Genomic DNA, 9,811 nt, shown 5'->3' on the forward strand with positions numbered 1-9,811 from the left:
GCTTGGCGGCACCGGCCTGACCTTCGACCTCGTCGTGCTGCCGCACCAGATCCCCAGGGCGATCGCGCTCGCCGATCTGGCTCCCGATGTCCAGTTCGTGCTCGATCATTGCGGCGTCCCCGACATCAAGGGCAACGCCGAGCATCCCTGGCGCGAACATATGAGCGAGATCGCGCGGCGTCCGAACGTCATGGCCAAGGTTTCAGGCGTGGTCGCCTATGCCGATCCCGGCAGTTGGACCGTTGAGACGCTGCGGCCTTATGTCGAACACACGATCGGTGCGTTTGGCTGGGACCGTGTCGTCTGGGGCAGCGACTGGCCGGTCTGCACGCTTGGCGGGGGTCTGTCGACCTGGGTGGCGGCGACCCATGCGCTGCTTTCGGGCTGCGGCATTTCGGAGCGCGACGGGCTGCTGTCGGGCAATGCCCGCAGGCTATGGCGGTTGAAGTAACGATGCAGTTCAGGTCCCTCAGGTGGGCGCCTGGGTACTGGCCCGGAACAGGCTGATGAGATCGGCGACGACCTGGCCGGCCGGATGGCCGGAGGTCAGCCCGGAATTGATGCGGTCGGACGCCGCCTGCTGGAACGCCATGTAGCCGTCATGGCGCGGCCGCACCCAGGCGCCCTCCAGCGTTGCGCGCGTGTCCCGATAGAAGCTGCCGGTCGCTTCATTGACAGCCTGGTCCTCCCAGGCAGCCGCGTGGCCCGGCTGGCCGCCGGCGGCGGCATAGATGCCGCGCTGGACATCGCAGCTGGCGACCCAATAGGCGAAATCGATCGCCGCCTCTTTAGCCTCAGAGAAATCTGAAACGGCTATGCCCGTGCCGCCGAGTGCCGAGCCGATCGGACCATCGGAACCAATGACCGGGATGTCGGCAAAGGCCAGCCTGTTCGCGCGAAAACCCGACGCCGCATAAGAGACATAGCCGTAGATCAGCGGTGCGCAGACAATGCGGGAGCCGGCCTCCGCCATGCGCTCCGAAACGGCGATCGGGTCCATGTCGAAACAGGCCGGGTCGAGCAGCGCCGCGATCTCGCGCATCCTCTCGAAGACTTCGCTGCCTGTCTCGATAGCGATGAGATCGTGGGACGGGTCGGTCCCGCAAGGACGTCCGAGGTTGCCGGCCAGCGTGTAGAAGGTCATCAGGCAATGCGGTGGCCGCAGCGGCAGCAGCACACGGCCCTGGCGGGCGAGATCGAACACCTCGCCCCACGTCGCTGCCGGCGCATCGAGCGCATCCGGCCGCCAGGCCTGCACCTGCGCCGCCGCGTCGATCGGAAACGCCCATTGCCGGCCTTGCCAGCTGTAGCTCGGATAGGACTGGCCGACGCTGCCGGAGGCGAGCGCCGCGCGCTCGGCCTCGCGGCCGGCGACATCGAGCGGTTCAAGGCAGCGCTCCGCCGTGATCTGGCCGACATGCGGATGGTCGATGACGATCAAATCATAGGCCCGCGCCAATTCCTCGACCGGGAAAGATTCGAAATCCTGCAGCGAGCGCTTGTCCCATTCGACGGCAACGCCGGTTTTCTGCTCCCACCGGGATGAACACGCGACCATCGGATCGTAGCCGCGCGGGTGGCTCCAGGTCATGCCCTTGAGTTTATGCACGCTCACAGATCGAACTCCGCGCGGATTTTCGCACTGTGTTCGCCGATGCGCGGCGCCGCGCGGTCGACCTTGGCTCTGATCCCATCGACCCTGAGCGGCGAACTGGTGGTGAGGATGGAAACATCATCCTCGCGCGTCACCGTCTGCAGCATGTCGAGCGACTGGAAGCCTTCGCTTGCCAGCATCTCGGGCCAGGTCAGCACCTTGGCGCACCAGATGTCGGCTGGTTCGAGGATATCAAGCCATTCGTCGATGGTCTTGGTGGCAATTCTCCGCGCGATGATTGCCTTGATGTCGTCGCGCGCGGTGAACCACGATGCCGGTCTGTCGCGATAGGGGGCCAGTTCTCCGAGCGACAAAAGGTCGGCCAGCTTGGGGATCGGCGTCATGGCGATGGCGAGGTAGCCATCCTTGGCCGGATAGACGCCGTAAGGCGCCGACAGATAGGCATGCGCGCTGCGGAAACTTGAGCGTCTGGGCAGGCGGCGGCCGTCATTGAGATGCGTGGTCAGCACCTCGAACTGGAAGTCGACCAGCGCTTCCAACAAGCTGGTTTCGATATGGCTTCCCTGGCCGGTGATGCCGCGCCGAACCAACGCGGCCAATATGCCTTGCGCGCAGGCCGCGCCCGCCAGCATGTCGCCGATGGCGAGGCCGAACGGCACCGGCCCCTGGTCCTCGTCGCCGTTCAGCCACATCACGCCGGAGCGCGACTGCGCCAGCAGGTCCTGGCCGGGCCGCTTGACCCAGGGACCTTCCTCGCCATAGCCGCTGATCGAGGCATAGACCAGGCGCGGATTGATCTGGCGGACGGCCTCGTAGTCGAGGCCGAGCCGTTCGATGACACCCGGCCGGAAATTCTGAATCAGCACATCGGCCTTGGCCAGCAGCCCGCGCAATGCCTTGAGGTCCGCCTCGTTCTTCAAATCGATGGCCAGGCTTTCCTTGGCCCGGTTGATGGCATGGAAGATGGTGGAATCGCCGCCGATCTCGGTGTCGCTGAGATAGAGCCGGCGCGACAGGTCGCCCCCGTCAGGACGTTCGATCTTGATGACGCGGGCGCCGAGATCGAGCAGCCTGAGCGAGCAGTACGGCCCGGACAGGAACTGGCTCATGTCGACGACGACGAGGCCGGCAAGCGGCAATTCGGCTGCTGCCGGCATCTTCATTTCTCCGTCTTGCCGACGAAATCGGCAGGGTTGCGGTATTTCACCGTCTGCAAATGCTCGCAATACAAAACGAGTTCGCCTTCACCCTTGAAGACCTCGTAGCTGGCGCGGATCAGCCCCATCTCCTTGTAGCGGGGCTTTTTGTCGAGGTTGGAGCGGATCGAATAAATCGTGTCACCAATGAAGACGGGCTTTATGAAGCGCAGCTTGTCGTAGCCATAGGAGAAGGCGTTGACACAGTTGGTGGCGACCAGCCCGAGGCCCGCCGAGAAGACGAACGCGCCGGCAATCAGCCGTTTGCCGAAAATGCCCTCGCTCTCGGCAAACATCTGGTCCTGCACATAGGGGTGGATGTCGAGGACCAGTGTGTTGAAGAGGTGGCTGTCGCCCTCGGCCATGGTGCGGCGCAACGAGCGGATTTTCTGGCCGACCGGCCAGTCCTCGTAGAACCAGTTCTCGGCGTTCCACACCGGCAGGGCGGCATGATCGGCAGGCATGTTCGCAGGGTGCGTCGAGGCAACGCCGACGGTTGGCGCGAAATCGTTCATGGCGCAATCCACCGATCTCGCGAGAACGCCCGGTCTATCATTCGAGCACGCATCAAGGCGCCTGACTGCACGACGTCTCCTCCCGTCAATCTTCTTTTGTAAATACTATTTTCACATATGGGGTTGCGTTGCAAGCGAGGACAGGCGAAATTTTGACCGGTTTTGGCGCGCGGCAGCGCGGGCAGGCAGGAGGAAATCATGCGCGGTGTCTGGAATGCCTGTCTGGTGTTTGTCGGCAGTCTGAACCGCGAGGCGCCGTATTTTCAGGGCGCCCGCGGTGTTGGTCTTGGTGTTTACAGTTTTGATGAAAGGACGCTGGTTGTTCAAAAGCTGGCTGAGACCAACGACATCGACAACCCGAGCTTCCTGTCCGTCACCCCCGATGGTTCGCGCCTCTATGCCAACTCGGAAGTGTCTACCTGGCGGGAGGGAACTGTCTCCGCCTACAGCTTCGATCGGGCCTCGAACAGGCTGAGCTATCGGAACAAGCAGCCCGCCCTTGGCAGCATCACCGCCCACAACAGCATTACCCGTGACGGGACGAAACTCCTGGTTGCCAACTATGGCGCCGGGCAGGGTGGCCCGGATCGGGCGGTGGCGATCTATGCTTTTGACAAGGACGGTGCGCTGTCCGCGCCGCTGGCCAGCGTGTCGCACAAGGGCACCGGAACGAATGCGGCGCGGCAGGAGCGGTCGCATGCGCACAGCGTCAACGAAACCATTGCCGGTGGAACGGCAATCGTCGCCGACCTCGGCATCGACCGGCTGGTCTCCTACCGGATCGGTCAGGACGGGGGTCTGGTGAAGCTCGCCGAATCCGCACTGCCAGCGGGTGCCGGTCCGCGTCACATCGCCCTGCACCCGAACGGCCGCTTCGTCTTTGTCATGAACGAGTTGGATTCGACGATTGTCTCGATGGCACTCGACAATGCGACCGGCAGGTTGTCGATCATCGACATCAAGCCGGCGGTGCCGGACGAGGCGCGTGAGACCAACCACTGCGCCGATATCCAGATCTCGCCGGATGGCCGTTTTGTCTATGGCGGCAACCGCGGCCACGACAGCATCGTCATCATGGCGGTCGATCAGGAGACCGGCGGCTTGCGCCTTGTCGGCTATGTTCCTTGCGGGGGTGCCACGCCGCGCAACCTTGCGCTGACACCGTCGGGCGGTCATCTGTTCTCGGCCAACCAGAACGCCGACCGCATCTCGATCTTTGCCCGCGATGCCAGCACCGGCATGCTGACCGAAACCGGACGCGCCATCGAGATCGGCACGCCGATGTGCGTCAAGATCGTGGGTTGATCGCCAGCAGGCTCGCCGGACTCAAGCCTCTTGTATTGCCGAGAGCTTCCAGGTCGAGCCATTCTGGCGCGTGAACGTCCACAACTCTGTCGCCTCTGTCGGATGATCCTCGTCACCGTCGACGACCTTGCCGCTCGCCCGTTCGCGCGTCACGTCGCGAGACTCGTAGCGCAATGCGGCCGTGGCGTAGTCGCGGTCATCCTCGCGCCAGCTTTCCGCGATGTCGGCCTGCAGCAGGGTGACATCGGACACTTCGTTTCTGAGACCTTTCTGGGCATTGTCGGCCAGTTTTTCCGACAGATAGGACACCATCTCAGGCGTCACCGACCGGCGCAATGCGGCATGGTCTTCGCGGCCGAATGCTTCCTGGACCTCGGTCAACAACTGCTGGAAGGCGTCGAGGTCCGTCTGGGCCAGCGTGATCTCCTCGGATCCGGTGGCCTCATGGCCCCCGCCCGAACCGCCGCCAAAGCCGGGAATCGTGAAGGAACCCCCGGTTCCGGTCTCCTTCTGTGCCGTTGCGCGGTTCTCGAACCGCGAAGCCTGGGCATTGCCCATGCCGGCGAGCGCGGGCGCGGGACCACGCGCAGATTGCGACCGGAAGAACCGGATGGCCAGCATGATGGCGCCACCGATGAGCAGGGCCTGGAGCAGGAATCCGAACATGCCGGCGAGGCCGCCGAAGCCCTGGCCCACGAGCAGTCCGATCAGGCCGCCGAGCAGCAGGCCGCGCATCATCGTTCCGCCGAAGCCGCTCATGAAGCCAGGCCTCTGCGGGCCGGCCTGCGGCTGCCGGGCAGCATTGTTGACCCCGGTGTTGGGTGTCATCGAACGCTCGACCGGCGCGGTCGGCGCCGGCGCAGTCCTGGTCGGCGGTGCCGACTGGAAGGTGCGCGTGCCGCGACTGCCGAAGCTGCCGCCGCGCCGCGCCTCGGCATGATCGATCGCGACCATGGAGAAGGCGAGGAACAGTCCAGCGAAGAGGGCGGCAAATCGGCTTGTGCGGGAAGTCATCGGGGTGACCTTTATCGATGTGGTTTCGGAAATTTCAGCAAAACGTCGGCCGGGTGGCGGGCGTCATGCGATCAGTCGAACAACTCTTCGAAGAACGACTTCTTCCGCTTCGGATAGCGTTGGCCATGCGAGCGGGAATAGTCGTCATCGCGGTCCCGGCCATGGTGCGGCTGGGAGAATGCTGCCGGCTGTGGTTGCGGCGCGGGCGGCGCATCCCTGCCGGAGCGCTCGATGATCTTGTCGAGTTCGCCACGATCGAGCCAGACGCCGCGGCACTGCGGACAATAGTCGATCTCGATCCCCTGGCGTTCGCTCATTACGAGCGCGACGCGGCAGGAGGGGCAAACCATACCAAGCAGAGATGATGTCATCAGGGGCTCCGAACCAATGAAGGAATGAGCCCGCTCGACCGAAAAGAATGGAAAGGGGCCCGTTATAGCGGTCCGACATCACGGTCGCCGAAAAGCGACAGTCAGAGGGGCCCGGCCCGCATTCGGGATTTAGGAATGCGGGGCGGCGCCTTCAAGGGGTAATATTGCCGGTGAGAATGATTGCTGCTCAAACCGTCATGACGATCTTGCCGAACTGCTCGTTCGATTCGAGATAGCAATGCGCCTCGACGATCTGGTCGAAGGGAAACGTTCTGTCGATGATCGGCCTCAGCGTGCCGTCCTCAAGCCCTTGGAGGATGAACGCCTTGGCACCCTCCAACTTCTCCGGATTTCCGGTGATCTCGTGGACGAGATAACCGTGCAACGTCAGTGTCTTTCCTAGCACCGCAGGCAACGGGAACGGCGTCGGCTCGCGGCTGAGGCCACCGTATTCGATCAAAATGCCGCCCGACGACATGGACGCGGTCAACGGCTCGAAGATCGGCCCGGCGATCGGATCGAACACGACGCGTACGCCTTGCGGCCCGGCGATCTGGCCCAGTCTTTCCGCCAGTTCCTCTTCCTCGAGCACCACCACATACGCTGCGCCGGCGTCGAGAAGTGCTTGCCTCTTCGCTGACGTCCGCGTCACCGCGATCGCTGTCGCACCAACCCTGTTGGCGATCTGGATCGCGGCGAGCCCGACGCTGCTGGAGGCGGCGGTGATGACGACGAAGTCTTGTCCACCCAGCTTGGCGATCTCGATCAACGCACCATAGGCGGTGAGGTACGGCATCCAGATCGCCGCCGCCGTCCCCCAGTCGAGGGACGGCGGGTGTTTGACGATGAGCCCGGCGGGAAAGGTGACAAGCTCGCCATAAGCCGGCCAGCGAACCATCGATTGCGGCGGGATGACACTGACGGCATCGCCGGGGCTCAGCCCGGTCACGCCTTCGCCAATTGTCTCGATGACGCCTGCCGCTTCCAGCCCAAGCCCGGAGGGCAGCACGGGTGTCTCGATATAGCTGCCCGCGCGCAGCAGCGCCTCGGCGCGGTTGAGGCCGAGTGCCTTGACGCGGATTTGAACCTCATCCTGGCCCGGCGGGGGAAGATCGACCTCCTCGATGCGCAGGACCTCGGGACCACCATGCTGGTGGAAGCGGACGATACGGGTCATTTTGCTCACTCCAAAATATCTGAACCGAATGAGCTATGAGGCGAAGCCCTTTGGCGATAAATGGCTGTTTATATTGTGCAGTAGAAACCAGGAGTTTCGAAAATGGATAGGCTTGAAAGCATGGCCGTGTTCGTCAGGGCCGTTGATCTCGGTTCGTTCGCGGCGGCGGCCACCGTGCTCGATCTATCCGGACCGATGGTCGGCAAGCATGTCCGGTTTCTTGAGGACAGGCTTGGCGTGCGTCTTATCAACCGGACCACGCGCCGCCAGAGCCTGACCGATTTCGGCCGCGCCTATTATGAGCGGTGCCGGCTGGTGCTGGCCGAGGCCGAAGCCGCCGACGCGCTTGCTGCTGATCAGCTCTCGGAACCGCGGGGAAAATTGCGCGTCACCATGCCGGCGCATTTCGGCCGCCACTGCGTGACCCCTCTATTGCTGCAATTGGCGCGGCGGTATCCGATGCTGGAGCTCGACCTGTCGCTGAGCGACCGCTTCGCCGATCTCGCCGAGGATGGCTACGACCTCGCCATTCGGACCGGTGAACTGGACGACAAGGCCGGCGTGATTGCGCGCCGCGTTGCACGCCAGGACATGGTCGTCTGTGCCGCGCCTTCCTATCTGGAAATTCATGGCGAACCACGGCGGATCGAGGACCTCGCCGGTCATCAGGCGATTGTCTACCGCCGGCTCGGTATGATCGCTCAGCCCTGGCTGTTTCCGCGCGAGGGACAAGCCGCGCTCGAACTCATGCCAAACGGCCGGCTGCGGCTCGACGATCTCGATGCCATCGCCGATGCCGCCGTCGGCGGCATGGGCCTCGCGTGGCTGCCTCATTGGCTGGTTCGCGAACGAATCCAGGCCGACGCGCTGGTGGCACTATTGCCGGACCAGCCGCGCTATCCCTACGACTGTCATGCGCTCTGGCTGCAGACGCCGCATCTGCCGCTCAAGGTCCGGCTGGCCGTCGACGCATTGGCGGCCGGCTTGCCGAAAATGATGGCGTGATCGCCAGCAGACGACTAGCCCTCTTTGAGGCGTCGCGTTCCGGTGCCATATGAAGATGGCTGGCGGAATGCGCGCATCGCAGGAGAGACGGTTGATGACCAAGGGTTCGGATCTGTTCGTGGCTGCCCTCGAGAATGAAGGGGTCGATCGGATTTTCGGCATTCCGGGCGAAGAGAATCTCGACATCGTCGAGTCCATCCGCGGCTCGTCGATCCAGCTCATCCTGACCCGCCACGAGCAGGCGGCCGCTTTCATGGCCGCCACCTATGGCAGGCTCACCGGCAAGCCGGGTGTGTGCATCACCACGCTTGGCCCCGGCGCGCTCAACCTGACGACCGGTGCGGCCTATGCGCTGCTCGGCGCCATGCCGATGATCATGCTCACCGGCCAGAAGGGCATCCTGTCGTCGCGGCAGGCGCGCTTCCAGATCGTCGACATCGTCGCGGCGATGAAGCCGCTGACCAAGCTGTCGCGCCAGATCGTCTCGCCCAGGATGATCCCTTCGCTGGTGCGCGAAGCTTTCCGCGTCGCGCAGGAGGAGCGCCCCGGCCCCGTGCATCTGGAGCTGCCGGAAGACATCGCGGCGGCGCAGTGCGAGCCGGTCGCGCTGGTGCCGACACACCCGGTCGACCTCCCCATAGCCAGCGCGGACGCGCTCGATCGCGCCGCCCGCATGATCATCGAGGCCAAGCGTCCGCTGCTGATGTTCGGCGCGGCGGCGTCGCGCCCGCGCGTCACCCCTGACATCGCCCAATTCGTGCTGCGCACGCAGATCCCCTACTTCACCACTCAGATGGGCAAGGGCACCGTGCCCGGCGGCACCGAACTCTACATGGGAACGGCGGCACTCTCGGAACGCGACTATGTGCACGAAGCCATCGAGCAGGCCGATCTGATCATCACCATCGGCCACGACACGGTCGAGAAACCGCCCTTCATCATGGGCGCCAACGGACCGAAGGTCATCCATGTCGGCTACCACTCAGCCGACGTCGAGCAGGTCTATTTTCCGCAGGCCGAGATCGTCGGCGACCTCGGTCCGTCGCTGGCGCTGCTGGCGGACCGCGTCGAAGGCAAGATCCACAACGCGCAAGCTCTGCTGCCGCTGCGCGAAGGCATTCTGAGCCGCATCGCCGCGCGCGCCACCGAAGACCGCTTCACGCCACAGCGCATCGTGCACGACGTGCGCGCCGTGATGCCGGCCGAGGGGATCCTCGCGCTCGATAACGGCATGTACAAGATCTGGTTCGCGCGCAACTACCGCACGCGCATGGCAAACACGCTGCTGCTCGACAATGCGCTCGCCACCATGGGCGCTGGCCTGCCGTCGGCGATGATGGCGGCTTTGCTCTATCCCCAGCGCCGTGTCATGGCCATTTGCGGCGACGGCGGCTTCATGATGAACAGCCAGGAATTGGAGACCGCCGTCAGGCTCAAGCTCAACCTCGTCGTCCTGCTGCTGGAAGACCATGCTTATGGCATGATCCGCTGGAAGCAGGCGGTCGACGAGTTCCCGGATTTCGGCATGACCTTCGGCAATCCCGACTTCGTCAAATACGCCGAGGCCTATGGCGCCAAGGGGACCAGGGTCGGCGCGATCGCCGACCTGCAAC

General features: G+C 64.0%; 10 protein-coding genes. 4 read left to right on the top strand and 6 right to left on the bottom strand.

Annotation, left to right across the window (positions count from 1 at the left end):
* Positions 1 to 451 (top strand): amidohydrolase family protein (locus tag EOA36_RS16860; RefSeq protein WP_145969193.1); only part of this gene is annotated, 451 nt, incomplete at its 5' end.
* Between the two features lie 18 nt (positions 452 to 469).
* Here the strand turns inward: EOA36_RS16860 and EOA36_RS16865 are convergent.
* The 3 genes from EOA36_RS16865 to EOA36_RS16875 are packed head-to-tail and all read right to left on the bottom strand — an operon-like array spanning position 470 to position 3,326.
* Positions 470 to 1,615 (bottom strand): extracellular solute-binding protein, encoded by a 1,146-nt coding sequence (locus EOA36_RS16865; protein WP_127278597.1) that lies wholly within the window; start codon positions 1,613 to 1,615, stop codon positions 470 to 472.
* Positions 1,612 to 2,772 carry a CaiB/BaiF CoA-transferase family protein gene (locus tag EOA36_RS16870; RefSeq protein WP_127278598.1) on the bottom strand — a complete coding sequence of 387 codons (1,161 nt, stop codon included), beginning with the start codon at positions 2,770 to 2,772 and terminating at the stop codon, positions 1,612 to 1,614. The genes EOA36_RS16865 and EOA36_RS16870 overlap by 4 nt, the downstream gene beginning before the upstream one ends.
* Positions 2,773 to 2,774: 2 nt before the next feature.
* Positions 2,775 to 3,326 carry a MaoC family dehydratase gene (locus EOA36_RS16875; protein ID WP_127278599.1) on the bottom strand — a complete coding sequence of 184 codons (552 nt, stop codon included), beginning with the start codon at positions 3,324 to 3,326 and terminating at the stop codon, positions 2,775 to 2,777.
* 198 nt (positions 3,327 to 3,524) lie between these two features.
* Here EOA36_RS16875 and EOA36_RS16880 point away from each other — a divergent pair, with 198 nt between their 5' ends.
* The gene (locus EOA36_RS16880) at positions 3,525 to 4,631 is read left to right on the top strand and encodes a lactonase family protein (RefSeq protein WP_127278600.1); all 1,107 of its coding nucleotides are present in this window, start codon (positions 3,525 to 3,527) and stop codon (positions 4,629 to 4,631) included.
* Between the two features lie 21 nt (positions 4,632 to 4,652).
* Here the strand turns inward: EOA36_RS16880 and EOA36_RS16885 are convergent, their stop codons facing one another.
* The 3 genes from EOA36_RS16885 to EOA36_RS16895 form a co-directional block, all read right to left on the bottom strand.
* Positions 4,653 to 5,645, bottom strand: a complete 993-nt coding sequence (locus EOA36_RS16885; RefSeq protein ID WP_127278601.1) for a Tim44 domain-containing protein — start codon at positions 5,643 to 5,645, stop codon at positions 4,653 to 4,655.
* A gap of 71 nt (positions 5,646 to 5,716) precedes the next feature.
* Positions 5,717 to 6,016: a zf-TFIIB domain-containing protein gene (locus EOA36_RS16890; RefSeq protein WP_167531354.1), complete on the bottom strand. Its 300-nt coding sequence runs from the start codon at positions 6,014 to 6,016 to the stop codon at positions 5,717 to 5,719.
* 187 nt (positions 6,017 to 6,203) lie between these two features.
* Positions 6,204 to 7,193 carry a zinc-dependent alcohol dehydrogenase family protein gene (locus EOA36_RS16895; RefSeq protein WP_127278603.1) on the bottom strand — a complete coding sequence of 330 codons (990 nt, stop codon included), beginning with the start codon at positions 7,191 to 7,193 and terminating at the stop codon, positions 6,204 to 6,206.
* A gap of 102 nt (positions 7,194 to 7,295) precedes the next feature.
* Between EOA36_RS16895 and EOA36_RS16900 the strand changes: the two genes are divergently transcribed.
* Positions 7,296 to 8,198 (top strand): LysR family transcriptional regulator, encoded by a 903-nt coding sequence (locus tag EOA36_RS16900; RefSeq protein WP_127278604.1) that lies wholly within the window; start codon positions 7,296 to 7,298, stop codon positions 8,196 to 8,198.
* Between the two features lie 94 nt (positions 8,199 to 8,292).
* On the top strand, positions 8,293 to 9,811 hold a 1,519-nt coding region (locus tag EOA36_RS16905), incomplete at its 3' end, for an acetolactate synthase large subunit (protein ID WP_127278605.1).

This window comes from Mesorhizobium sp. M8A.F.Ca.ET.021.01.1.1 (assembly GCF_003998025.1).
Taxonomy (GTDB): Bacteria; Pseudomonadota; Alphaproteobacteria; order Rhizobiales; family Rhizobiaceae; genus Mesorhizobium.